Source organism: Variovorax sp. DXTD-1, from assembly GCF_003984625.1.
Taxonomy (GTDB): Bacteria; Pseudomonadota; Gammaproteobacteria; order Burkholderiales; family Burkholderiaceae_C; genus Variovorax.
Genome location: NZ_RWKH01000012.1, coordinates 28,706 through 50,773 on the forward strand (window position 1 = coordinate 28,706; position 22,068 = coordinate 50,773).

At 66.6% G+C, this 22,068-nt stretch carries 20 protein-coding genes; 13 read left to right on the forward strand and 7 right to left on the reverse strand.

Going from position 1 to position 22,068, the window contains the following annotated elements:
- Positions 1-4: 4 nt before the first annotated feature.
- The 12 genes from murF (at position 5) to EJI00_RS25085 (ending at position 14,196) form a co-directional block, all read left to right on the forward strand.
- Positions 5-1,429 (forward strand): UDP-N-acetylmuramoyl-tripeptide--D-alanyl-D-alanine ligase, encoded by a 1,425-nt coding sequence (murF, locus tag EJI00_RS12970; RefSeq protein WP_126748049.1) that lies wholly within the window; start codon positions 5-7, stop codon positions 1,427-1,429.
- Between the two features lie 15 nt (positions 1,430-1,444).
- A complete protein-coding gene (mraY, locus tag EJI00_RS12975) occupies positions 1,445-2,623 on the forward strand; it encodes a phospho-N-acetylmuramoyl-pentapeptide-transferase (RefSeq protein WP_126747925.1) in 1,179 nt (392 codons plus the stop codon).
- A gap of 7 nt (positions 2,624-2,630) precedes the next feature.
- The gene (gene murD, locus EJI00_RS12980; RefSeq protein ID WP_126747926.1) at positions 2,631-4,724 is read left to right on the forward strand and encodes a UDP-N-acetylmuramoyl-L-alanine--D-glutamate ligase; all 2,094 of its coding nucleotides are present in this window, start codon (positions 2,631-2,633) and stop codon (positions 4,722-4,724) included.
- Entirely contained in the window at positions 4,721-6,019 is a 1,299-nt protein-coding gene (gene ftsW / locus EJI00_RS12985) for a putative lipid II flippase FtsW (RefSeq protein WP_126747927.1), read from the forward strand. Before murD ends, ftsW begins: the two co-directional genes overlap by 4 nt.
- The gene (gene murG / locus EJI00_RS12990; protein ID WP_126747928.1) at positions 6,016-7,080 is read left to right on the forward strand and encodes an undecaprenyldiphospho-muramoylpentapeptide beta-N-acetylglucosaminyltransferase; all 1,065 of its coding nucleotides are present in this window, start codon (positions 6,016-6,018) and stop codon (positions 7,078-7,080) included. Before ftsW ends, murG begins: the two co-directional genes overlap by 4 nt.
- Complete coding sequence (gene murC, locus EJI00_RS12995; RefSeq protein WP_126747929.1) at positions 7,077-8,519, forward strand: UDP-N-acetylmuramate--L-alanine ligase; 1,443 nt, start codon at positions 7,077-7,079, stop codon at positions 8,517-8,519. Before murG ends, murC begins: the two co-directional genes overlap by 4 nt.
- Positions 8,516-9,487 (forward strand): D-alanine--D-alanine ligase, encoded by a 972-nt coding sequence (locus EJI00_RS13000; RefSeq protein WP_126747930.1) that lies wholly within the window; start codon positions 8,516-8,518, stop codon positions 9,485-9,487. The genes murC and EJI00_RS13000 overlap by 4 nt, the downstream gene beginning before the upstream one ends.
- Before the next feature lie 2 nt (positions 9,488-9,489).
- Entirely contained in the window at positions 9,490-10,278 is a 789-nt protein-coding gene (locus EJI00_RS13005; RefSeq protein WP_126747931.1) for a cell division protein FtsQ/DivIB, read from the forward strand.
- Between the two features lie 23 nt (positions 10,279-10,301).
- Positions 10,302-11,531 (forward strand): cell division protein FtsA, encoded by a 1,230-nt coding sequence (gene ftsA, locus EJI00_RS13010; RefSeq protein ID WP_007832444.1) that lies wholly within the window; start codon positions 10,302-10,304, stop codon positions 11,529-11,531.
- Between the two features lie 170 nt (positions 11,532-11,701).
- On the forward strand, positions 11,702-12,913 hold the full coding sequence (gene ftsZ / locus EJI00_RS13015; RefSeq protein ID WP_126747932.1) for a cell division protein FtsZ: 1,212 nt from the start codon (positions 11,702-11,704) through the stop codon (positions 12,911-12,913).
- Positions 12,914-13,063: 150 nt separating this feature from the next.
- Positions 13,064-13,987 (forward strand): UDP-3-O-acyl-N-acetylglucosamine deacetylase, encoded by a 924-nt coding sequence (gene lpxC / locus EJI00_RS13020; protein ID WP_185868127.1) that lies wholly within the window; start codon positions 13,064-13,066, stop codon positions 13,985-13,987.
- A 32-nt stretch (positions 13,988-14,019) separates the two neighbouring features.
- Positions 14,020-14,196 (forward strand): hypothetical protein, encoded by a 177-nt coding sequence (locus tag EJI00_RS25085; protein WP_165442064.1) that lies wholly within the window; start codon positions 14,020-14,022, stop codon positions 14,194-14,196.
- Between the two features lie 52 nt (positions 14,197-14,248).
- Here the strand turns inward: EJI00_RS25085 and ruvC are convergent, their stop codons facing one another.
- The 3 genes from ruvC to EJI00_RS13035 all read right to left on the reverse strand — a co-directional run bounded on the left by ruvC (position 14,249) and on the right by EJI00_RS13035 (position 17,036).
- Entirely contained in the window at positions 14,249-14,797 is a 549-nt protein-coding gene (ruvC, locus tag EJI00_RS13025; protein ID WP_126747934.1) for a crossover junction endodeoxyribonuclease RuvC, read from the reverse strand.
- Positions 14,798-14,801: 4 nt separating this feature from the next.
- Complete coding sequence (locus EJI00_RS13030) at positions 14,802-15,791, reverse strand: phosphatidate cytidylyltransferase (RefSeq protein WP_126747935.1); 990 nt, start codon at positions 15,789-15,791, stop codon at positions 14,802-14,804.
- 345 nt (positions 15,792-16,136) lie between these two features.
- Positions 16,137-17,036: a 1-acyl-sn-glycerol-3-phosphate acyltransferase gene (locus tag EJI00_RS13035; protein ID WP_126748051.1), complete on the reverse strand. Its 900-nt coding sequence runs from the start codon at positions 17,034-17,036 to the stop codon at positions 16,137-16,139.
- 7 nt (positions 17,037-17,043) lie between these two features.
- Between EJI00_RS13035 and EJI00_RS13040 the strand changes: the two genes are divergently transcribed.
- Positions 17,044-17,481 carry a DUF2809 domain-containing protein gene (locus tag EJI00_RS13040; protein ID WP_126748050.1) on the forward strand — a complete coding sequence of 146 codons (438 nt, stop codon included), beginning with the start codon at positions 17,044-17,046 and terminating at the stop codon, positions 17,479-17,481.
- Here the strand turns inward: EJI00_RS13040 and EJI00_RS13045 are convergent.
- Genes EJI00_RS13045 through EJI00_RS13060 form a run of 4 tightly spaced genes read right to left on the reverse strand, consistent with a single transcriptional unit; the run spans position 17,426 to position 22,021 of the window.
- Positions 17,426-18,172, reverse strand: a complete 747-nt coding sequence (locus EJI00_RS13045) for a transglycosylase domain-containing protein (protein WP_126747936.1) — start codon at positions 18,170-18,172, stop codon at positions 17,426-17,428. The genes EJI00_RS13040 and EJI00_RS13045 overlap by 56 nt on opposite strands.
- Positions 18,169-19,026: a shikimate dehydrogenase gene (aroE, locus tag EJI00_RS13050; RefSeq protein WP_126747937.1), complete on the reverse strand. Its 858-nt coding sequence runs from the start codon at positions 19,024-19,026 to the stop codon at positions 18,169-18,171. The genes EJI00_RS13045 and aroE overlap by 4 nt, the downstream gene beginning before the upstream one ends.
- Before the next feature lie 34 nt (positions 19,027-19,060).
- Entirely contained in the window at positions 19,061-19,912 is an 852-nt protein-coding gene (locus tag EJI00_RS13055; RefSeq protein WP_126747938.1) for an energy transducer TonB, read from the reverse strand.
- 51 nt (positions 19,913-19,963) lie between these two features.
- Entirely contained in the window at positions 19,964-22,021 is a 2,058-nt protein-coding gene (locus EJI00_RS13060; protein ID WP_126747939.1) for a ribonuclease catalytic domain-containing protein, read from the reverse strand.
- Positions 22,022-22,068 lie beyond the last annotated feature (47 nt).

The following is a 22,068-nucleotide window of genomic DNA, read 5'->3' on the forward strand; positions in this document are numbered from 1 at the left end:
GCCGATGATGTTCACGCTCGCCCAGGCGCAGCAATGGATTCCCGGTTCGCGCCTGGTGGGCGACGCCGAAACCACCATTGCCCGCGTCCACACCGACACCCGCACGCTTTCCGAGGGCGATTTGTTCGTGGCGCTCAAGGGCGAGCGCTTCGACGCCAACGAATTCCTGGCCGATGCCAAGGCGCGTGGCGCCGTTGCCGCCATTGCGCACCATGGCCTGGAGGCTGCAGGCCTGGCCGGTCTCGAGGTGCCCGATTCGCTCGCGGCGCTCGGCGCGCTGGGCGCGCATTGGCGCGCGCAGTTCGATCTGCCGCTGATCGCCGTGACAGGCAGCAACGGCAAGACCACGGTCACGCAAATGATCGCGGCCATCCTGGTCGCCTTCAGGGCCGACCGCGCCTTGGCGACGGCCGGCAATTTCAACAACGAGATCGGCGTGCCGCTGACGCTGCTGCGCCTGCGGGCCAAGCACCAGCATGCAGTGGTCGAGCTGGGCATGAACCACCCGGGCGAGATTGCGCGCCTGGCCGCCATTGCGCGCCCGACCATTGCGCTGGTGAACAACGCCCAGCGCGAACACCTCGAGTTCATGGCCACCGTCGATGCGGTGGCGCGCGAAAACGGCGCGGTGTTTTCCTTCTTGCCGGAGGGCGGCACCGCCGTGTTCCCGCATGCCGACGAGTTCACGCCGCTGTGGAACGACATGGCACGTGACGGCGCATCGCCCCGCTGCATGACCTTCGGCGAGCAGGCGGACGCCGATATTTCGCTGGTCCGCGCCGACTGGGGGCATGGCGCCTGGCAGGTCGGCATTCGCACGCCGCTGGGCGACTTCGATGCGAGCCTGCACATTGCGGGCCGGCACAACGTCGTCAATGCGCTTGCGGCCACCGCCTGCGCGCTCGCGGCCGGCGTATCGCTCGACACCATTGCCGCGGGCCTCACCAAATTCGAACCGGTGAAGGGCCGCTCCAAGGCGAGCGAGGTCGTGCTGCCCGGCGGGCATTCGCTCACGCTCGTGGACGACACCTACAACGCGAATCCCGATTCCGTGCGCGCCGCCATCGATGTGCTCGCGGCGCTGCCGGGACCGCGCCTGCTGGTGCTGGGCGACATGGGCGAAGTCGGCGACCACGCGCTCGAATTTCATACCGAGGTGGGCGACTGGGCGCGGCAGCGCGGCATCGAGGCCGTGTACGCGCTGGGTGCCGAAACGGCGCACAGCGTTGCTGCATTCGGCGGTGGAAGCAGCGGCAACGACGGGCGGCATTTCGCGGAGATCGATGCGCTCAACGCGGCCGTGCTCGCGCGCTTGCCGCAGGTCGGCAGCGTGCTGGTCAAGGGCTCGCGCTTCATGAAGATGGAGCGGGTGGTGCAGGCCATCGAGCAATCACGACAACAACAAAAGGAGGCCGGTCATGACGCATGAGCCGCGCAAGACAACATGCTGATGAGCCTGGCCCAATGGCTGCAAACACTTTCGCCCGAGTTCGGGTTTTTGCGCGTTTTTCAGTACCTCACCTTCCGTGCGCTGATGGCTTCGCTCACCGCATTGGTGGTCGGCCTGGTCGCCGGTCCGTATGTGATCCGTCGTCTTGCCGCTTTGAAGATCGGCCAGCCGGTGCGCGGCTACGGCATGGAAACGCACCTGACCAAGAGCGGCACGCCCACCATGGGCGGCGTGCTGGTGCTGTTTGCCATTGCATTCGCCACGCTGCTGTGGTTCGACCTGTCGAACCGGTTCGTCTGGATCGTGCTGTGGGTGACGATGGGCTTCGGCGCCATCGGCTGGGTCGACGACTGGCGCAAGGTGGTGCGCAAGGACCCCGAAGGCATGCGCTCGCGCGAGAAGTACTTCTGGCAGTCGGTGGTCGGCCTGATCGCCGGCTTCTACCTGCTCTTCAGCATTTCGGAAAGCTCGAACTGGCGCGTGCTGCAGCTGTTCTTCGCCTGGGTGCAGTCGGGCTTCGACCTCGACTTTCCGCCGAAGATCAATCTGCTGGTGCCCTTCTTCAAGGAAGTGAGCTATCCGCTCGGCGGCATCGGCTTTGTGGTGCTGACCTACCTGGTGATCGTGGGCGCGAGCAATGCCGTCAACCTGACCGACGGCCTGGACGGCCTGGCGATCATGCCGGTGGTGATGGTGGGCTCGGCGCTGGGCGTGTTCGCCTATGTCACCGGCAGCGCCGTGTATTCCAAGTACCTGCTGTTCCCCAACATTCCAGGATCGGGCGAGCTGCTGGTGTTCTGCTCGGCCATGGCCGGCGCGGGGCTGGCGTTTCTCTGGTTCAACACCCATCCGGCGCAGGTCTTCATGGGCGACGTGGGCGCGCTGGCGCTTGGCGGCGCGCTGGGCACCATTGCGGTCATCGTGCGCCAGGAGATCGTGTTCTTCATTATGGGCGGCATCTTCGTGGTCGAGGCGATCTCGGTCATGGCGCAGGTCATGTACTTCAAGTACACCAAGAAGCGCTACGGCGAGGGCCGGCGCGTGCTCAAGATGGCGCCGCTGCACCACCACTTCGAGAAGAGCGGTTGGCGCGAGACGCAGGTCGTGGTGCGCTTCTGGATCATCACGATGCTGCTGTGCCTCGTGGGTCTTTCAACGCTGAAGCTGCGGTAACGGGCACATGCGACACCTGAAAGACCTCCCCGTATTGATACTCGGCCTTGGTGCGTCCGGGCTGGCGATGGCGCGCTGGTGCGCACGCCACGGCGCGCAGGTGACCGTGGCCGATACGCGCGAGGCGCCCGCGCTGCTTGCAACGCTGCGGGCGGAACTGCCCGACGTGGCGTTCGCCGGCGGACCGTTCTCGGCCGCGCTGATCGAAGGCACGCCGATCCGGGCCGTCTTCCGTTCGCCGGGCCTGTCGCCTGCGACCATCGCACCGGTCGCCGATGCTGCGCGCGCCGTGGGGCTGCCGGTTGGCGGCGAGCTCGACCTCTTTGCGCGTGCGCTGCAGGATTTGCGAACGGTCGAAGTGCCAGTCGTGGAAGCGGAGCCCGAAGTGGAAGCACCGGAGCAGCCTGAGGCGCAGGCCGAATTGGCCTTGGAGGTGGAACCGCCTGCGGCTGCACCTGTCGTGGGTGAAGTCGCCGAAGCGGCCGAAGCAACGGACGCAATCGAAGCTCCGGCAGCATCCGAGGCAGCGAAAGCGCCGGCCGAGCCGACGACCGATGGCGAGCCCGCGGCAACCCCCGCGATGGCGGAAGCGATGCAGCGCGATCCTTCGCTGAGTGTTCCTGTGTCGCAGCCTTCGGACGAAGCACCGAACGCAGAAACACCGAACGCAGAGACACCCGAACCGCCTGAAGCGCCCGCCCCATCGCCGGCGCCCGCCACCGTTTCGCGGCTGCCGAGCACCGGCAAGCCCTACGTGCCTACCGCAGCCAAGGAAGCGGCCGAGTTCGTCGCCAAGATTGCCGAGCTCGCCGCCTCCAACCCGGCTTCCGCCGCCGTCGAGGAAGAGCCGACCGCCCAGCTCCCATTGGTGCCGATCGAAGAGCCGCCGGCACCGAAGGGCTACACGCCCGCCGTGCTTGCCATCACCGGCACCAACGGCAAGACCACGGTCACCGCGCTCGCCGGTCAACTGGTCGAGCGTGCGGGCAAGACCGTGGCGGTGGCGGGCAACATCGGCCCGACGCTGCTCGACACTCTGGCTGCGCACATCGACGCGGAGACGCTGCCTGAGGTGTGGGTGCTCGAACTCTCGAGCTTCCAGCTCGACGGCGTGCAGGGCTTCGAGCCCACGGCCGCAACGGTGCTCAACCTCACGCAGGACCATCTCGACTGGCACGGCGACATGCCCGCGTATGCGTCCGCCAAGGCCCGCATCTTCGGCGCGCAGGGCCTCATGGTGCTGAACCGCGACGACCCGGGCGTGATGGCGATGCTGCCCGCGCCCGTCAGGGCGAAGCTGCAGCGCCCGCAGATCCGCACGCACATCACCTTCGGCAGCGTGATGCCGCTACGCCCGGGCGACTACGGCATCGAGCGCGTCAACGGCATGGCCTGGCTGGTGCGCGCATTGGAAGCCGACGAGACGCAAAAGCGCAAGCGCGGCGCGGTGGTGGAAGAAGAAATCTTCCTTCAGCGCCTGATGCCTGCTGACGCCTTGCGCATCCGCGGGCGCCACAACGCCATGAACGCATTGGCGGCGCTTGCGCTCGCCAGCGCCGCCGACTGTCCGCTCGGCCCCATGCTCTACGGCCTGCGCGAATACCGCGGCGAGCCGCACCGCGTCGAATCGATCGCGCTGGTGGACGATGTCGAATATTTCGACGACAGCAAGGGCACCAACGTTGGTGCCACGGTCGCGGCCCTGAGCGGCCTGGGCGAGGACCGGCGCGTGGTTGTCATCCTCGGCGGCGAAGGCAAGGGCCAGGACTTCGAGCCGCTGGCCGAACCGGTGCGCCAGTTTGCGCGCGCCGTGGTGCTCATCGGCCGCGACGCGCCGCTGATCGAGCAGGCGCTGGCCTCCACCGGCGTCTCGCTGATGCATGCGGGCTCGATGGAAGAAGCCGTCAACCTGGCCGCCGCGCGCGCCAACCCCGGCGATGCCGTGCTGCTGTCACCGGCCTGTGCGAGCTTCGACATGTTCAAGGACTACGAACACCGCGCGGCGGTGTTCCGCGAGGCCGTGCAGACGCTCGCGGACAACCCGCGCGAAGCTGCCTCGTCATCGAATGATTCCGACTTTTCCTCGGGAGACCCGGTTTGAACACCACAGCCGCCGGCGCCACGCCCAACGCCAAGCCCACCCGTTTCGGTGGCTGGTTCGGTCGCGCGCGCAGCGGCATCGACGCCTTGCCCATGCACCTGCCGGTGCGGCTGGGCGGCGCCGGCGTTACGCAGACCAAGGCCACGCCAATGCGCGTGCTGGGTTTCGACCAGGCACTGGTCTGGGTCACCGTTGCGCTGCTCACCTGGGGCCTGGTGATGGTGTATTCGGCCTCCATTGCCCTGCCCGATAACCCGCGCTTTGCGCGCGCGGGCTACGGCCCGGTGTTCTTCCTCACGCGGCATGCGGCGTCGGTGGCGGTGGCGTTCATCGCGGCGCTGCTCGCCTTCCAGATTCCCATGAAGACCTGGGAGCGCTCCGCACCCTGGCTCTTCGTGGCCTCGTTGCTGCTGCTGGTGGCGGTGCTCATTCCGCACATCGGCATCAACGTGAACGGCGCGCGGCGCTGGTTGCCGCTGGGCTTCATGCGCTTTCAGCCGTCCGAGCTCGCCAAGCTCGCGATGGTGCTCTATGCCGCCAGCTACATGGTGCGCAAGATGGAGATCAAGGAGCGCTTCTTCCGCGCGGTGCTGCCGATGGGCATTGCGGTGGTGGTGGTCGGCATGCTGGTGATGGCCGAGCCCGACATGGGCGCCTTCATGGTGATTGCCGTGATTGCCATGGGCATCCTGTTCCTGGGCGGCGTGAACGCGCGCATGTTCTTCGTCATTGCCGCGCTGGTGGTGGTGGCCTTCGGCACCATCGTGGCCAGCAGCCCGTGGCGGCGAGAGCGCATCTTTGCGTACCTCGACCCGTGGAGCGAGGAGCATGCGCTGGGCAAGGGCTACCAGCTCTCGCACTCGCTCATCGCCATCGGCCGCGGCGAGATCTTCGGCGTGGGGCTGGGCGGCAGCGTCGAAAAGCTGCATTGGCTGCCCGAGGCGCACACCGACTTCCTCTTGGCCGTGATCGGCGAGGAGTTCGGCCTGGTCGGCGTGCTGCTGATCATCGGCCTGTTCCTCTGGCTGACCCGCCGCATCATGCACATCGGCCGGCAAGCGATTGCGCTGGACCGCGTGTTCTCGGGTCTCGTGGCACAGGGCGTGGGCGTGTGGATCGGCTTCCAGGCTTTCATCAACATGGGCGTGAACCTGGGCGCGCTGCCCACCAAGGGGCTGACCTTGCCTCTGATGAGCTTCGGCGGTTCGGCCATCCTGATGAACCTGGTGGCGCTGGCCGTGGTGCTGCGCATCGATTATGAGAACCGCGTTCTCATGCGCGGAGGCCGCATATGACAGGCCGCACAGCACTCGTCATGGCCGGCGGAACGGGCGGCCACATCTTTCCGGGACTCGCGGTGGCCGAGGCCCTGCGCGAGCGCGGCTGGCGCGTGCACTGGCTGGGCGCGCCCGGCAGCATGGAAGAGAAGCTGGTGCCGCCGCGTGGCTTCGCTTTCGAGCCGGTCCAGTTCGGCGGCGTGCGCGGCAAGGGGCCGCTCACGCTGTTCCTGCTGCCGCTGCGGCTCCTGCGGGCTTTCTGGCAAAGCCTTGGCGTGGTGCGCCGAGTCAAGCCCGACGTCGTGGTGGGCCTTGGCGGCTACATCACCTTTCCAGGGGGAATGATGAGCGTGCTGCTCAACAAGCCGCTGGTGCTGCACGAACAGAATTCGGTTGCCGGCCTCGCCAACAAGGTGCTCGCGGGCGTGGCCGATCGGGTGTTCACGGCTTTCCCCAATGTGCTGAAGAAGGCGCAGTGGGTGGGCAATCCGCTGCGAGCGGCGTTCACCTCGCAACCTGCGCCGGCCGCGCGCTTTGCAGGCCGCAGCGGGCCGCTGCGGCTCTTGGTGGTCGGCGGCAGCCTGGGCGCCAAGGCGCTCAACGCCGTGGTGCCTCAGGCGCTCGCGCGCATCGAGCCGGGCATGCGCCCCACGGTGCTGCACCAGAGCGGCGCCAGGCAGATCGACGAGCTGCGCGCCAACTACGCCGCCGCCGGCGTCGAGGGCGAGCTCACACCGTTCATCGAAGACACCGCGCAGGCCTATGCCGACGCCGACATCATCGTCGCGCGTGCCGGGGCCAGCACCGTCACAGAAATCGCGGCCGTCGGCGCAGCAGCGCTGTTCGTGCCTTTTCCTTCGGCGGTCGACGACCACCAGACCACCAACGCGCGCTTCCTCGTCGATGCGGGCGGCGGCTGGCTGGTGCAGCAGACCGACCTCACTCCTGAATTGCTGGCTGACTTGCTACAGAAAACCGAGCGCACCGCGCTGATCGAAAAGGCCGCCAAGGCCAAAACCATGCAGAAGACCGAAGCCGTGGAAGCGGTCGTCCGCGCCTGCGAGGAGCTTGCCAGATGAAGCACGCGATTCGTCATATTCACTTTGTGGGCGTCGGCGGCTCGGGCATGAGCGGCATTGCCGAAGTGTTGCTGAACCTGGGCTACCGCATCACGGGTTCCGACCTGGCCGACAGCGCCACGCTGCGCCGGCTCGCGAGCCTGGGCATCGGTACCTTCGTGGGCCACGCGGCCGCGCACATCGAAGGCGCCGACGCAGTGGTGACCTCCACGGCGGTGCAGTCCGACAACCCCGAGGTGCTCGCCGCGCGCGAGAAGCGCATTCCCGTGGTGCCGCGCGCCATGATGCTGGCCGAGCTGATGCGCCTGAAGCAGGGCATCGCGATTGCGGGCACGCACGGCAAGACCACCACCACCAGCCTGGTGGCGAGCGTGCTCGAAGCCGCGGGGCTCGACCCGACCTTCGTCATCGGCGGCCGCCTGAACAGCGCCGGCGCCAACGCACAGCTCGGCAGCGGCGACTACATCGTGGTGGAGGCCGACGAGTCGGACGCTTCGTTCCTGAACCTGCTGCCGGTGATGGCGGTGGTCACGAACATCGATGCCGACCACATGGAAACCTACGGGCACGACTTCGCGAAGCTCAAGAAGGCGTTCGTCGACTTCCTGCACCGCATGCCGTTCTACGGCGTGGCCATCCTGTGCACCGACGATCCGGCGGTGCGCGACATCGTGGGCGAGGTCACCTGCCCGGTGACGAGCTACGGCTTCGACGAAGGCGCCCAGGTGCGCGCGGTCGACGTGCGCGCCGTGGGCGCGCAGATGCATTTCACGGCGCAGCGCCGCAATGGCGTCACGCTGCCCGACCTGCCCATCGTGCTCAACTTGCCTGGCGAGCACAACGTGCGCAATGCGCTCTCCGTGATCGCTGTGGCGGTGGAGCTCGGTATTCCCGACGAAGCGGTGCAGCGCGGGCTGGCCGGCTTCAAGGGCGTGGGCCGCCGCTTCCAGAGCTACGGCGATGTGGCCGTGCAGGGGCAGGCCGGCGTGGACGCGCCGGGCACCTTCACCGTGATCGACGATTACGGTCATCACCCGGTCGAGATGGCCGCGACCATTGCCGCCGCGCGCGGCGCCTTCCCGGGCCGCCGGCTGGTGCTGGCCTTCCAGCCGCACCGCTTCACCCGCACGCGCGACTGCTTCGAGGACTTCGTCAAGGTCATCGGCAACGCCGACGCGGTGCTGCTGGGCGAGGTCTACGCCGCCGGCGAGCCGCCCATCGTGGCGGCCGACGGCCGATCACTGGCGCGTGCACTGCGCGTGGCCGGCAAGGTAGAGCCGGTGTTCGTCGACGAGATCAGCGAGATGCCCCAGGCGATCTTGGACAACGCGCGCGCCGGCGACGTGGTGCTTTGCATGGGCGCGGGCTCCATCGGGGCGGTGCCGGGCAAGGTTGTCGAAATTGCCACCGCAGCGGGCGGCGCGGAGGTTACCCAATGACTCTTCAAGATCCAAAACAATTCGGCAAGGTGGCCGTGCTGTTCGGCGGAAGCTCCGCCGAACGCGAAATTTCGCTCTTGTCCGGTGCCGGCGTGCTCGAGGCGCTGCGTTCGCGCGGTGTCGATGCGCATGCTTTCGATCCGTCCGAGCGCGATCTCGTCGAGCTCAGGCGCGAAGGTTTTGCGCGCTGCTTCATCGCGCTGCACGGCCGGCACGGCGAAGACGGCACGGTGCAGGGCGCGCTCGAGCTGCTCGGCATTCCCTACACCGGCTCGGGCGTGATGGCGTCGAGCGTGGCCATGGACAAGGTCATGACCAAGCGCATCTGGCAGGCCGACGGCCTGCCGACGCCGAAATACGTGCGCCTGGCTTTCGACCAGCAGAGCCGCGAGCAGGTTCGCGCCGTGCCCGATGTGCTGGGCCTGCCGCTGATCGTGAAGCCGCCGCGCGAGGGTTCCTCCATCGGCGTGACCAAGGTCGAGGGCTATTCGCAAATGCAGGACGCGGTGACGCTTTCGGCCAAGTACGACGCCGACGTGCTGTGCGAGGAATTCATCGAAGGCGAGGAAGTGACCTGCGCCGTGCTCGGCCAGGGGCTCGATGCGCGCGCGCTGCCCGTGGTGCGCATTGCCGCACCCGAAGGCGCCTACGACTACCAGAACAAGTACTTCACCGACGACGTGAAGTACCACTGCCCGAGCGGCCTGCCCGAAGCCGAGGAGCACGAGATCCAGCGCATCACGCTGGCCGCGTACCACACGCTCGGTTGCCGCGGCTGGGGCCGTGCCGACGTGATGATTCGCGCGAGCGACCGCAAGCCCTTCCTGCTCGAGATGAACACCTCGCCCGGCATGACCAGCCATTCGCTGGTGCCCATGTCGGCGCGCGCATCGGGCATTGCCTACGAAGACCTGTGCCTGCGCGTGCTGGCCTCGGCTTCGCTGGATGCCGCGGGAGGAGCGCAATAGCCATGGCCGACAGCATCCAGGCGCCGTTCGACGTCAAGCTCATGAACATCGTCTCGAACCTCGCGTTCGCGGTGGTGGCAATCATGCTGCTTGCGGCGGGCGCATGGTGGGTGCTGCGGCAGCCGTTCTTTCCCATTGCCGGCATCAAGGTCGACGGCGACGTGACGCACAACAATGAAGTGACGCTGCGCGCCAACGTGGCGCCCCAGCTTTCGGGCAACTTCTTCACGGTCGATCTCGCCCGCGCGAGAACGGCCTTCGAGTCGGTGCCCTGGGTGCGCAAGGCGGTGGTGCGGCGCGAGTTTCCGAGCAAGCTGCGCGTCACCCTGACAGAGCAGGTGCCCGTGGCCAATTGGGGCGACGAAGCGGGCTCGAAGCTGATCAACAGCTTTGGCGATGTGTTCGAAGCCAACGTGGCCGAGGTGGACGACCGCCTGCCGCGGCTCGATGGCCCCATCGAGCAGGCCGGGCAGGTGCTGGGCATGTACCGCGTGATTGCGCCGATCTTCCAGCCGTATGACTTCAGCGTCGACGAGCTCACGCTTTCGAGCCGGGGCAGCTGGAAGGTGGTGCTGAACAGCGGCGCCGAAATCGAGCTTGGCCGCGGGCAGCCCGAAGAGGTGGCCGCCCGCGCGCAACGTTTCCTGAAAACCGTGACCCAGGTCGCGGGCCAATACCACCGCACCGCGGCGGATGTCGAAGGGGCCGATCTGCGCCACAACGATGCCTACGCGTTGCGCCTTCGTGGCGTCACCACGGTCGTTACCGACCCGAAGACCAAGAAGAAGTAAATAGCGAATACCGAGGACATTCAATGCCCAAAGAATACAAAGACCTGGTTGTCGGACTCGACATCGGCACCGCCAAGGTGATGGTGGTGGTGGCCGAGGTGCTGCCCGGCGGCGAACTCAAGCTGGCCGGGCTCGGCATTGCGCCGAGCAATGGCCTGAAGCGCGGCGTGGTGGTGAACATCGACGCCACCGTGCAGAGCATCCAGCAGGCCCTGAAAGAGGCCGAGCTGATGGCCGACTGCAAGATCAGCCGCGTCTACACGGGCATCACCGGCAGCCACATCCGCGGCATCAATTCAAGCGGCATGGTGGCGGTGAAGGACAAGGAAGTGACGCCCGCCGACGTGGCCCGCGTGGTGGAAACCGCGCGCGCCATCAACATCTCGAGCGACCAGCGCCTGTTGCTGGTGGAGCCGCAGGAGTTCGTGATCGACGGGCAGGACGTGAAGGAGCCGATCGGCATGAGCGGCATGCGGCTCGAAGCCAAGGTACACATCGTCACCGGTGCGCAGAGCGCGGCCGAGAACATCATCAAGTGCGTGCGCCGCTGCGGCCTGGAGGTCGACCAGCTGATGCTGAATCCGCTGGCCTCGAGCCAGGCGGTGCTGACCGAGGACGAGCGCGAGCTCGGCGTGGTGCTGGTGGACATCGGCGCCGGCACGACCGACGTGGCCATCTTCACCAACGGCGCGATCCGCCACACGGCCGTGATTCCGATTGCGGGCGACCTGATCACCAGCGACATTGCCATGGCGCTGCGCACGCCTACCAAGGACGCCGAAGACATCAAGGTCGAGAACGGCTATGCCAAGCAGCTCCTGGCCGACCCCGACACGCAGGTGGAAGTGCCCGGCCTCGGCGACCGCGGCCCGCGCATGCTGAGCAAGCAGGCGCTGGCCGGCGTGATCGAGCCGCGCATCGAAGAAATCTTTTCGCTCGTGCAGCAGGTGGTGCGCGAGTCGGGCTACGAAGAGGTGCTGTCTTCGGGCGTGGTGCTCACGGGCGGCAGTGCCGTGATGCCAGGCATGGTCGAGCTCGGCGAAGACATCTTTTTAAAGCCGGTGCGGCGCGGCATTCCGAAGTATTCGAGCGCGCTGTCCGACATGGTCGCGCAGCCGCGCGCCGCCACCGTGATGGGCCTGCTCGAAGAAGCGCGCTTCGCACGCATGCGCGGCTTCAAGGTCGCGCAGAAGAACGGATCGGTAAAGACTGCGTTCGGACGTTTCAAGGACTTCATCGTGGGGAACTTCTGACCATGAATCGCTCCCCACTCTGGCTCGCACGCGGCGGCCCCCCATTGCATTTCAACGAGCGATGGCGGCGCACAGGTCCACCGCCACGACGACGGCTACGTTGAACTCGTCAAGACACCAGAAAAATTCATAGATACACAACGGCAACTGCAAAATTCAAGGAGTTAGAAATGACCATCGAAATGATCGAAGTCGAAGAATTCAACCAAGGCACTCAGATCAAGGTGATCGGAGTCGGCGGCGGTGGCGGCAATGCCGTCGCGCACATGATGGAGCGCGGCGTGCAGGGCGTTCAGTTCGTCTGCGCCAACACCGACGCGCAGGCGCTCCAGCGCAGCAACGCACACAAGATCATCCAGCTGGGCACCAGCGGCCTGGGCGCCGGCAGCAAGCCCGACAAGGGCCGTGACGCGGCCGAAGCAGCGGTGGATGACATTCGCGCGGCTATCGACGGCGCGCACATGCTGTTCATCACGGCCGGCATGGGCGGCGGCACCGGCACCGGCGCCGCACCCGTGATCGCTCGCGTGGCGAAGGAAATGGGCATCCTCACCGTGGGCGTGGTGACCAAGCCCTTCGACTGGGAAGGCGGCCGCCGCATGACCAATGCCGACGCCGGCCTGGCCGAGCTCGAGGCGAATGTCGACTCGCTGATCGTGGTGCTCAACGAGAAGCTGCTCGATGTGCTGGGCGAAGACATCACCCAGGACGAAGCCTTCGCGCATGCCAACGACGTGCTCAAGAACGCCGTCGGCGGCATCTCGGAAATCATCAACGAGTATGGCGGCGTGAACGTCGACTTCGAAGACGTGCGCACCGTGATGGGCGAGCCGGGCAAGGCCATGATGGGCACCGCAGCCGCTGCCGGCCCGGATCGCGCCCGCATCGCCGCCGAACAGGCCGTGGCTTGCCCGCTGCTCGAGGGCATCGACCTTTCGGGCGCCAAGGGCGTGCTGGTGCTGGTGACCGCGTCGAAGGGTTCGCTGAAGCTGAACGAGTCGAAGCTCGCGATGAACACGATCCGCGCCTACGCCTCGCCCGATGCGCACGTGATCTACGGCGCCGCCTACGACGAGAGCCTGGGCGACGAAATGCGCGTGACCGTGGTGGCCACCGGCCTCTCGCGCGCCGACGCACGCCGCCAGGCACCGACGCTCGAAGTGATCCGCACCGGCACCGACAACATCCCGTTCAACGTGCCCACGCTCGGCGGCACGGGTCATGCAGGCCATGGCGTGAGCCAGCCCAACTACGACGGCATGGCGGTTCCCAGCGTGTGGCGTACCAACCGCACGATGGCCGCGGCCAAGGTGGACGCGCTGTCTTCGGGCGGCATGGACGACTTCGAGATCCCCGCATTCCTGCGCCGTCAAGCTGACTGAGGCCAGGCCACCGAACGCAGAGGGCACGAAGGTTCATTCGCTTCGTGCCCTTTGCGTCCATCGTGGGCGCTTGAAATAGAACCTATGTCTATCGGTGCCATAGCGAGGGGCATAGGCGGCCATGCCCGCCGCGCGCCTAAAATCGTCGGCGTGCTGCAGCAAAGAACCCTCAAGTCGATCAGCCGCGCCGTGGGCGTGGGGCTTCACAGCGGGCAACGCGTGGAGCTCACGCTTCGCCCCGCTCCGGCGGATACCGGCATCGTGTTCCGGCGCGTCGACCTGCCCGAGCCTGTCGACATCCGCATGACCGCCGAAGCGGTGACCGACACGCGCCTGGCTTCCACGGTTTCCACCGGCGGAGCGAAGGTGCAGACAGTCGAACACCTGATGTCGGCCTGCGCGGGCCTGGGCATCGACAACCTCTACATCGACATCACGGCCGACGAAGTGCCGATCCTTGATGGGTCGGCCTCTTCGTTCGTGTTCCTGTTGCAAAGCGCGGGCATCGAGCTGCAGAAGGCGCCGCGCCGTTTCATCCGCGTAACGCGCAAGGTCGAGGTGCGCGAAGGCGAGGGCGCCAACGAGAAGTGGGCGAGCCTTGAGCCGTACCATGGCTACAAGCTGAGCTTCGAGATCGACTTCGACCATCGCGTGGTCAACTCCACCGGCCAACGCGTGGAGTTCGACCTGGGCAAGGATTCCTACAGCCGCGACATCGCGCGCGCCCGCACCTTCGGCTTCACGAAGGAAGTCGAGTACATGCGCAGCAAGGGCCTGGCGCTCGGCGGCGGGCTCGACAACGCCATCGTGATGGACGACACCAAGGTGCTCAATGCCGATGGGCTGCGCTACGACGACGAGTTCGTGAAGCACAAGATCCTCGACGCGATGGGCGACCTGTACATCATCGGCAAGCCGCTGCTGGCCGCGTACACCGCGTTCCGCTCGGGCCACGCGCTCAACAATAAGCTGCTGCGCGAGCTGCTCACCCACAGCGACGCTTACGAAATCGTCACCTTCGAAGACGAAAAGCGCGCACCGCACGGTTTCGGCGAAGTGGCGCGGGCCTGGTAGCAGGCAGGTTCTTCAGTTCCTCGTTCCACGCAATGCTTGTCTTCCGCTGGGCCATCCTGCTGCTTCTGCTGGTGGCGGGCGTGTCGTTCGCGTTCTATGCCGGAACCGGGCAGGTCAAGTACCGGCGCTTCGGCTGGATCGTGCTCAAGTGGACGCTGCTCGCAGCGTTCGGCTTCTTTGCGGTGCTGATTGCCGAGCGCGTGGCCTAGGCTGGTAGCGGGCTTGGCTCGCACCGCGCCGTTGACGGGCGACTGAACGGCGCTACCTCGAGCGGCCTTGCCGGTAGGTGCCGGCGTGCGTTTTCGACAGATCGGCCGCCTCGGCCAGCCTTGCCATCGAGCGGCCCACCTGCGCATGGGTGATGGCAATGCCCAACGCGTCTGCCGCGTCCGCGCCGGGCAGGCCCGGCAGGTCGAGCAGGCGCTTCACCATCTCTTGTACCTGCGCCTTGGCAGCCTGGCCGTGACCGGCCACGGCCTTCTTCATTTGCAGCGCGGTGTATTCGGCCACCGTGAGCTTGCTGTTCACCAGAGAGGTCACGCAGGCGCCGCGCGCCTGGCCCAGCAGGAGCGTCGACTGCGGGTTGACGTTGACGAAAATGATTTCGACCGCCGAAGCGTCGGGCTGGTAGCGCTCGGCGATTTCGGCGATGCCGTCGAACAGCACCTTGAGGCGCGCCGGCAGGTTGCCGCTGCCCAGGTGCCGCGTGCTGATGGTGCCGCTTGCCACGTAGCGCAGCGCGTGGCCGTCCGCATCCACCACGCCGAAGCCGGTGGTGAGAAGGCCGGGGTCGATGCCGAGAATGCGCATGTCGTCAGACGTTGAAGTACCAGCGGATCGAATGGAAGAAGATGGGCGCCGCAAAACACAGTGCGTCCACGCGGTCGAGCAGGCCGTTGGCGCCGGTCACGCCCACGCCTTTCTTGCCCCAGTTGGGAATGCCGCGGTCGCGCTTGAGCGCCTTCATCACCAGGTGGCCCATGGAGCCTGCGATGCAGGCAATGAACGACACGGCGAGCGCCTGGCCAAACTTGAACGGCGTGATGAACGAGAACAGCGCACCCACCAGGCTGGCCACCACGATGCCGATGCCCCAGCTGGTCCAGTTGAAGCTGCGGCTCACGTTGGGTGCAAAGGGCTTGCGCTGCGTGCGGCGCGAGATCACGTGCTGCACCAGCACCGAGGTCTGCACCACGAACACCAGGAAGAACACGAGGAATGCGCTCTTGCCTTCGTAGCCCGGAAAGCTCAGGAGCAGTAGCGCCGGCACGTGGCTCATGCCGTAGACGCAGACCATGATGCCCCACTGCAGCTTGGCGTTGCGCTCCAGAAAGTGACTGGGGTCGTTGGCGAGTGCGCTTGCGACCGGAATCGCAAGGAACACGTAGACCGGAATGAACACGGTGAACAGGTCGAAGCGCGCGGTGGCCACGAGCCAGAACTGGATTGGCAGCACCACGAAGAAAGCCAGGATGAGGCTGCGGTGGTCTCCGCGGCGTGTGGGCGAGAGGGTGATGAACTCGCGCAGCGCGAAGAAGGCGATGAGCGCGAAAAGCACGGTGGCCACGGTTTCGCCCAAGGCCCAGCCTACCCAGAACACGATGACCATGAACCAGGTGGTGCCCAGCAGTTTGCGGTAGTGAGCGAGTTCGGCTTGCCACGTGGCGTCGTGCACGGGGTTGCGGCGTTCCCTGAAGCTCAGGAAGAGCGCCGCTGTGCTCGCGATCACGAGCAGGCCAAAGACGATGAGGAACAGGGTCGCGACTTGCTGGGTCGGGGTGAGGCTGCGCAGGAACTGGTTCATGTCAGTTCTCCGCCGCTTTGTTGTTGGTGGTGGCTGCGTTCTAGGCGCTCTTGTTCAGGGCGTGTGCAAAGGCCACCGGGTACTCCCCTCCGCGAATGTCCCCCGGCTTCGCCTCCTCCTTTATTTCGCTGCGGGGAGCACCCGATGCCCTGTGCACTGGGGCACGCTGCTGGTGTATCGCTGATCAACGACCGCTCTTTGCAACGCGCCCGTCGATGGGGTGCCTTGCGCAGCGAAATAAAGGAGGAGGCTGCAGGCCGGGGGACATTCGCGGAGCAAGGTACCCCGTCGGCGGGAGTGCGCCCTGAACGAAGCACAACAAGACGCAAAGAAAAAGCCTTCATTTCACACATCGCGCAAAGCGATCACCGCAGCACGTGCGCGATCGAGAAAGGGACGGCGCTCTTCGCTCTCTTCGACGCGGATCGGCGCACCGAAAGTGACTGAACACAAGATCGGCACCGGCACGATCTCGCCCTTGGGCATGACGCGCTGAACGTTGTCGATCCATGCCGGCACCAGCACCACTTCGGGAAACATCGTCGCGAGTGTGTAGAGGCCGGACTTGAACTTCTGCGGCTCGCCCGTGTGGCCGCGTGTGCCTTCGGGAAAGATGATGATCGAGTCGCCGCTGCGCAGCGCTTCGACCAAGGGTGCGAGCGGGTCAGGGGCGGGGGCTGCAGCGGGCTCGGACGGCTCTGCTTCCGCCATCACAGCCGGCGGTTCGACAGGAGGCGCGGCCGGCGGGGGAGGCGGTGGCGCAGGAAGATCGAGCCGCCCTTGCACTTCGTCGAACGCCTCGGGGGTGACATCGACGATAGGCGGTGCCATCGGCGCCACCGGCAGCAACGGCTCCATCGAAGGCTCGATGCGCTCGGCGGGCGGTGCAACGGAATTTCGAACGGGCGCCGATGGCGCCTCGGGTTCCGCCGGGGCCGCCGGTGGTGCGGTCGAGCCCGGTGCCGTGGCCGCACGCTCCACATACACCGCGTTGAACACCTCGGTCGTGATCCAGCGCTTGAACGGCGTATTGGCCCAGTAGTCGCGCGCCGCAATGGGCCGCGTGATGCTGCGCAGCTCCTCGGGCAGGGCGGCCCAGATCATCACGAGGTCGGCGTGGCTCTGGTGATTGGCGAAATAGATGCGCTGCTCGGCCTTGGGCGGGCAGCCGTACCACCGCGCCTGGGCCCCCGTGAGCAACCGGACGATCCCCAACAACAACCAACCTGTGAGCTTTGCCAGCATGGGCGCGATGATACGGGTCATGCGATGGCGTTTCGATCCTCTTTCTCTGGTGTGGGCGGTGGCCCTGTTCTTTGTACTCGTGCTGCTGGCCACCATTGGCGCGCGCTGGGGCTGGGTGCGGAGTTTCTTCGGCGACGTGCTGGCCGTGGCATGGGTCTACGTCGTCTTCAAGACCTTCATTGCCACGCGTGTGCTGCCGTTGGCGCTGGCCGCGCTCGGCGTGGGCCTGGCGGTCGAACTGGGACAGTTCCTGGCATCGGCCTGGCACCTGCATATTCCGAACCGCGCCCTGCGCATCGTGCTCGGCAGTACGGCGGACTGGTGGGACGTGGTGGCCTACCTGATCGGCTTTGCGGCCGTGCTGGCCATCGAGGCGCTGTGCGGTGCCGTCAGGGCAGCTCGGCCGACGGCATGCGCGCCACGATGGTCGAAGCCCGCCCGCTGAGGTAGGAAGACGAGCCCAGCCGGCGCTCGAAGAACTTGGGGCTGGGCAGCATCACCGCCAGGCGTGCGGCTTCGCCGGCGCTCAGGCGTGAGGCGGGTTTCTTGAAGTAGTACTGGGCTGCGGCTTCGGCGCCGAACACGCCTTCGCCCCATTCGACATTGTTGAGATAGATCTCGAGGATGCGGCGCTTGTCGAGAAGCACCTCGAGCGTCATGGCGAGCACCAGCTCCTGGCCCTTGCGCAGGAGCGTGCGCTCGCCGGAAAGCAGCAGGTTCTTTGCCAGCTGCTGCGTGATGGTGGAGCCGCCGCGCAGCTGCACCGGCCGCACCGGCTTGCCGCGTGCGATGGCACGCGCTGCCCGCCGCGCCGCAAGCTCTTCGGCCTTGGCATTGCGCTGCCGCGCACGTTCGATGGCTTCCCACTCCACGCCGTTGTGGTCGATGAAGTCGGCATCTTCGCTGGCGATGACTGCCCGCTTGAGGTTGTCGCTGATCTGCGCGTAGGGCACCCACTCCTGGCGCCAGGCGCCCTTGCTGCCCCGGTGAATGGCGATCTGCCAGGCTTCGGAGCGCTGGAACGCCGTGCTCTGCGGAGCGATCACGGCCATGGCGGCAATGCGCGCCACGAAGAAAAGCTCGAGCGCCACCGCCGCGACCAGCAGGTACGCAATCAGCCGCAGCAGCCCCTTCATTGGCCGGCGGCGATTGAAGCGCGCAATTCGGCCAGCACCTGCGCAGCGGGCGGGCGCACACCGCGCCAAGCCTCGAAAGCTTCGGCGGCCTGCTCGACCAGCATGCCGAGGCCGTCGCGTCCGACGGCGCCGTGCGCTTCGGCCCAGGCAATGAAGCCGGCGGCGGCAGGCCCGTACATCAGGTCGACCGCGAGTGCGCCGGGGCGCAGCACCTGGGCGCGCACCGGCACCGCATCGCCCGCAAGGCTGGAGGCGGTGGCGTTGATCACCACGTCGAAATTGCCGGGTACTTCGTCGAGCGCCCATGCTTCCAGCGTGGCGCCGTGGCGCAAGGCCAAGGCCGCATGGCGCTGCACCACGGCCATGGCCTTGCCGACGGTTCGGTTGGCCACCACGATGCGCGAGGCGCCCGCATCGAGCAGCGGACCGAGCACGCCCGCGGCAGCGCCGCCCGCGCCGATGAGCAGCAGTTCGCAGCCTGCCAAAGGCACGGCGGCGTTGCGGACGATGTCGTTGACCAGGCCGATGCCGTCGGTGTTGTCGGCGTGAATGCTGCCGTCCGCTTCGAAGCGCAGCATGTTCACCGCTTGCGCGAGCCGGGCGCGTTCGCTGGTGTGCTGTGCAATTGCGGCGGCATCGAACTTGAACGGCACGGTGACATTGCAGCCGCGCGCGACGTTGCCCTGCTCGGCGGCCTCTCGCCGGAAGCCGGCGACGCCTTCGGCAAAGGCGCCGATCGGCACGAGCCGGCGGGTGTATTCCAGCTCTTGGCCGCAGAGCTCGGCAAATCGGGCATGAATGCGCGGCGAGCGGCTGTGCTCGACGGGGTTGCCCATTACGCAGTACAGGTCCATGGCGCCGTGATCCGCAGTTGTTGCTATTGGGTTGCTATTGAGAAGAGAGCTCGATGGTTTCGTCGCGCGTGAACTTGAAGCGCGACTGCAGCACGATCTGGTCGGTCTGCTTGCGCATCGCGTCGGTGAATTTTCCGAAGTTCCCGATGCTGTGCACGATGGCCTTGGCGCGCCGATCGAGCGTGGTGTCGCCCGAGCTCTCATCGACCACGGTGTCGAGGATCTTGCCGTCGTGGTTGATGGTGATCGTCATCTTGAGCTGACCGTAGAGCTTCTTGCCGGCGGCCGTGGGAAAGTTCTCGGTGCCCCGCACTTCGATGCGGCGGCGCAGCGTGTCCACGTAGATGGCATAGGCCGCCTCGCGCGTGGAAGGGCTCAGGTAGCGCTTCTTGGGGCGTGCGTTTTCTTCGTTCACGCGCCGCTCGATTTCAGCCAGCAGCTCAACCATCTGGCGCCGCTTTTCCTCGCGGGCCACGGCTTCTTTCGGATCACCCGACACGCGCGGATCGGGTGCGGGCATGGCGGCCAGGTCGCGCTTGAGTTGCGCGAGCAGCTGCATCTGCTGCGCCTGCATGGCCTCGACCTGGCGCTGCGCCTCTTCGATGGAGTCGCCCACGGCGGTAAAGCTCGACGGCGGCAGCGGGCTGGTGGCGCGGCCCCGTTCGAGGTCGCCGCCGCCCGCCAGCGAGGTTTGCGCCATGACGCGGGCGGTGGCGTCGGGCTTGTCGTTGGTCTTGCTGTTGACCAGGATCACCTCTAGCGGCGTGTCGCTGAAGACCCGGTTGAACGATTCAGGATCGACGAAGCGCACCGTCAGAAGCGCGGCGTGCGCGATGATCGACACACCGAGTGCAATCTGCAGTGTGCTCAGATCCCTGAAGTTCATTGACGACGCTCCTCGCGGCTCATTGAATGGTTTTTATATTGCGCGCGGCGCTCACGCCGGCGTGTTCTCCGGTGCCGGCTCGCTGTCGGTGAGGTCGACCGCAATCGCGATGGGACCGGCCACTTCTTCTTCCTCGTCGCCGCTTTCCCCGTCGGCCGCGGCATCCGCCTTGGGCGCGTCGAGGCGCTCGAGCACCGTGCCGTGCACGTCGAGCGCAATTTCGTCGATCTCGCCGAGCTTCACGCGCAGGCGCGCGCCGCGCTCCTGCTGGCCCGCCACCGGAAACACCAGCGGCAGCGTGTCCGCACGCACCAGCGCGCCGTTCTGGATGTCCTTGATGACAGTGACTTCAAGCTCGGTGACGCCTTGCTGCTCCAGGTACTTGAGCGTCCAGAAGCGCTCCATGCCGCCCTGGTAGGCGTTGTAGGTCGCGTAGGCCGCGTCGAAGCCCGAGAGAATCGAGAACAGGTCGGCGTCCTTCGGCTTGAACGGCGCGGCCAGCGCGGCCGTCTTGCCGTGGCGCGCGGCCGCAATGATCTGCCACTGGTTCACCAGGTCGGTGTAGCGGCGCAGCGGCGAGGTGCTCCAAGCGTAGCTCTTCACGCCCAGGCCCGCGTGCGGCAACGCCCGCGTGCCCATGCGCACCTTGATGCCCGGCGCCAGGCTGGCCTGGCTGCGGTAGAGCCCGGGCACGCCGAGTTCGCCGAGCCAGCCGCCCCAGCTGCTGTTGGCCAGGATCATGGCCTCGGACACGATCAGGTCGAGCGGCGCGCCGCGTTGGCGCGTGGTGATCTGCACCTGCTCGCTGCCGTCCGGCTCGCCGTCGTTGCCAACGAGGCGAAAGTTGTAGTCGGGCCGGTTGAAGTTCTCGGGCTTGCCGCGCACCACTTCGCGCTGGGCCTTCAATTGCTTTGCAAGGCGGAACAGGAAGGAAAGCGGTGCGCGCAGGTTCGCAGCCGCCTCGGGCGTGTTCTCGCTCGTGAACGATGCGTTTTCGAGCCAGGGCTGCGTGACGATGCTGTCGAGCTGGTCGTGCCGCAGGTTGGCCACGATGGGCACGCGTTCGAGCTTGGTCTCGCTGGACTGCAGTTCGAGCGTGGCTTCGTCGAAGCGCACGTAGAGCGACACGGCCGGCCGGTCGCCGCCTTCGAGCAGCGTGTAGGCGTTGACCACCTCGTCCGGCAGCATGGTGATCTTGTGGCCCGGCATGTAGACCGTGGACATGCGCGAGCGCGCCACCTGGTCGATGGCGCTGCCCGGCGTGAGCGCAAGGCCCGGCGCCGCAATATGGATGCCGACCGTGACGGTGCCGCTGCCCAGGCCCTGCACCGACAGCGCATCGTCGATTTCAGTGGTCTGCGAATCGTCGATCGAGAAAGCCTGTACGCCGGCAGCCAGCGGCAGGTCGTCGGCGATGGCGGGCGCGGCGAGCGCCGGAAAACCCGTGCCTTTCGGAAAATTCTCGAAAAGAAAGCGGCGCCAGTGGAACTGGTAGGGCGAATCGATGGCGCCGGCGCGCTCCAGCAGTTCGAGCGGCGGGCGCTGCGTGGCGCGCGCGGCGTCGACCACGGCCTTGTACTCGGGCGCGTTCTTGTCGGGCTTGAACAGGATCTTGTAGAGCTGCTCGCGAATCGGCTGCGGGCACACGCCCTCGGCCAGCTGCCCGGCCCACTCGACGATTTGCGCCTGGACGACTTTTTTCTTTTCGATGGCGGCCAGCGCCTGCTGCACGATTTCGGCCGGCGCCTTCTTGAAGCGCCCCTTGCCTGCGCGGCGAAAGTAGTGCGGTGCCTCGAACAGCGCGAACAGCGCGGCGGCCTGCTGCGCGAGCGTGGGCTTGTCGCTGAAATAGTCGGCCGCGAGTTCTGCAAAGCCGAATTCGCCTTCGGCCGCAAACTCCCATGCGAGGTCGAGGTCCATGGTGGCGGCGATGGCGCGCGCTTCGGCAATCAGCTCGGCGGGGGCCGGCTTCTCGAAACGCAGAACGATATTGGCGCCCTTGACCTTGACGCGCTTGCCGGTGTCGAGCTCGACCTGCGCCGATGCTTCGGCCTCCGAAAGCACGCGGCCGCCGAGGTACTTGCCGGCTTCTTCAAACAATACAAACATGAGCCGATTGTCCCACGCTGGACCCGGCCCGCCGCCCGGCGCCGGAG

Bases quoted from the DNA above. Each gene is read 5' to 3' on its own strand.
- EJI00_RS13000 (WP_126747930.1), top strand. From the start codon at position 8,516: ATGACTCTTCAAGATCCAAAACAATTCGGCAAGGTGGCCGTGCTGTTC.
- EJI00_RS25085 (WP_165442064.1), top strand. From the start codon at position 14,020: ATGCTTGTCTTCCGCTGGGCCATCCTGCTGCTTCTGCTGGTGGCGGGC.
- murD (WP_126747926.1), top strand. From the start codon at position 2,631: ATGCGACACCTGAAAGACCTCCCCGTATTGATACTCGGCCTTGGTGCG.
- EJI00_RS13060 (WP_126747939.1), bottom strand. From the start codon at position 22,021: ATGTTTGTATTGTTTGAAGAAGCCGGCAAGTACCTCGGCGGCCGCGTG.
- murG (WP_126747928.1), top strand. From the start codon at position 6,016: ATGACAGGCCGCACAGCACTCGTCATGGCCGGCGGAACGGGCGGCCAC.
- EJI00_RS13005 (WP_126747931.1), top strand. From the start codon at position 9,490: ATGGCCGACAGCATCCAGGCGCCGTTCGACGTCAAGCTCATGAACATC.
- EJI00_RS13055 (WP_126747938.1), bottom strand. From the start codon at position 19,912: ATGAACTTCAGGGATCTGAGCACACTGCAGATTGCACTCGGTGTGTCG.
- murF (WP_126748049.1), top strand. From the start codon at position 5: ATGATGTTCACGCTCGCCCAGGCGCAGCAATGGATTCCCGGTTCGCGC.
- mraY (WP_126747925.1), top strand. From the start codon at position 1,445: ATGCTGATGAGCCTGGCCCAATGGCTGCAAACACTTTCGCCCGAGTTC.
- ftsA (WP_007832444.1), top strand. From the start codon at position 10,302: ATGCCCAAAGAATACAAAGACCTGGTTGTCGGACTCGACATCGGCACC.
- ftsZ (WP_126747932.1), top strand. From the start codon at position 11,702: ATGACCATCGAAATGATCGAAGTCGAAGAATTCAACCAAGGCACTCAG.
- EJI00_RS13035 (WP_126748051.1), bottom strand. From the start codon at position 17,036: ATGCTGGCAAAGCTCACAGGTTGGTTGTTGTTGGGGATCGTCCGGTTG.
- EJI00_RS13030 (WP_126747935.1), bottom strand. From the start codon at position 15,791: ATGAACCAGTTCCTGCGCAGCCTCACCCCGACCCAGCAAGTCGCGACC.
- EJI00_RS13045 (WP_126747936.1), bottom strand. From the start codon at position 18,172: ATGAAGGGGCTGCTGCGGCTGATTGCGTACCTGCTGGTCGCGGCGGTG.
- aroE (WP_126747937.1), bottom strand. From the start codon at position 19,026: ATGGACCTGTACTGCGTAATGGGCAACCCCGTCGAGCACAGCCGCTCG.
- ruvC (WP_126747934.1), bottom strand. From the start codon at position 14,797: ATGCGCATTCTCGGCATCGACCCCGGCCTTCTCACCACCGGCTTCGGC.
- EJI00_RS13040 (WP_126748050.1), top strand. From the start codon at position 17,044: ATGATACGGGTCATGCGATGGCGTTTCGATCCTCTTTCTCTGGTGTGG.
- murC (WP_126747929.1), top strand. From the start codon at position 7,077: ATGAAGCACGCGATTCGTCATATTCACTTTGTGGGCGTCGGCGGCTCG.